The following is a 1494-nucleotide window of genomic DNA, read 5'->3' on the forward strand; positions in this document are numbered from 1 at the left end:
CCCTTCTGGGAGGTGACGGACGATGAACAAGGCTGAGTGCCGCAAATATGCCGGCGAGCCCTTGCGTATTCGTGCGAACAGCGGCCTGCTGTGCGCAGACCAGATCGAGTGGCTGACCACCGCCCGTGTCCGGGTGATAGACCACCGCCGTACCCTCGTGCTCCAGGTCTATTCCCGGGCCGGGGCGGCCCAGGGGGACCTGCTTCCCAAATGGACCGTGTTCCAGCAGAAAGACGACTATCTCACGCTGGAGCGCCGGGAGGATGGCACTGCATCCTGGCGCACGGCGTGCTTTGAGCGGCTGTCCCCTGATTGGAACTTCGTCTCCCGCTGTGCCTTCCTTACCCAGTCTGACCGAAAGTGCATCAGCCGCTTTTTCCATGATGATACGCGGGACGGCTTCGGCTGCCTGACGGCCCATCAAAAGCTGATACAGGAAAACAGGCGGCAGGCCCGGGAACGGAAGGAGCGCCGCAAAATCAACATGCGGATGCAGTCTGTCCCTCCAGCTCCCCGGGGCCTGAAACGGTGGCTGTGCCGCAAAATTATGCCGGCGTACTTCTTCTACGACGCCGTGAAGGGCAGAAAAACCGTCCCCGGCATCTGCTCCGCCTGCGGCAGGGAAATCTCGCTGTCCGGCGTCAGGTACAACGGGAACGCCCTCTGCCCATCCTGCGGCCGGGAGCTGATAATGAAATCCCGCGGCCGCATGGGAAAGCTGACCGACCGGGAGACCTGCCAGGTCATACAGAGAACCGCCCCAGACGAGGTGGTGGTCCGGGTGTTCAAGGCTACCCTCCATCATGCGAACCAGGATTTGGACCTTTGGGAGGCCGCCCGCCAGTTCATCCGCCAGAGACCCAGTGGCAAGCTGGAGACCAGCCAATATTACAGCTCCTTTGGCGTATGGAAAGCCGGGACCCGTCCCGTGTTCAGCCGCTGGCAGTACAACTTTGCGGCGGATGTCTGCGGCTATGTCTATCCCGGCAACCTGCCGGCCGCCCTCCATGACACGCCGTGGCAATACTGCCCTGTCACGCAGTTTTGCGGCTATTTCCAGGAGCCGATAGAACTGAAGCCGTTTCTCACATCCTATATCACCCAGCCCAAAATCGAGCATCTGGTCAAGGTGGGCTTCTGTGATCTGGTGTCTGATATCCTCTACCGGTATCCGACCTTACGCCTGGACTGGGAGCAGAACCGGACACACCGGCTTCTCTGTGTAGGGGCCGAGGATGTTCCCTTCCTTCGGGATATGCACATCGGGGCTTCCAGTCTGACAGACTTTCAAGCGTACTGCCTCATGGGACTAAAGGACCGGCAGGCGCTATTCCTCTGGCAGACCAGGCATGACATCCACTACATTGAGCGACATATCCTGCCCTTCATGGAAGTCACCACGCCGCACAGGTTCATGCGCTATGTGGACGGCCAGACCAGGCGCCTGACCGCCCGCACCGACCTGGGCAGACGCTATCAGAATACATACGATGT

The 1494-nt window shown here is 60.3% G+C and carries 1 protein-coding gene; it reads left to right on the forward strand.

Going from position 1 to position 1494, the window contains the following annotated elements; all coding sequences use genetic code 11:
• Positions 1 to 22: 22 nt before the first annotated feature.
• Positions 23 to 1494 (forward strand): hypothetical protein (locus tag B5F94_RS15820; protein ID WP_087331521.1); only part of this gene is annotated, 1472 nt, incomplete at its 3' end.

This window comes from Flavonifractor sp. An4 (assembly GCF_002161755.1).
Lineage (GTDB): Bacteria > Bacillota > Clostridia > Oscillospirales > Oscillospiraceae > Flavonifractor > Flavonifractor avicola.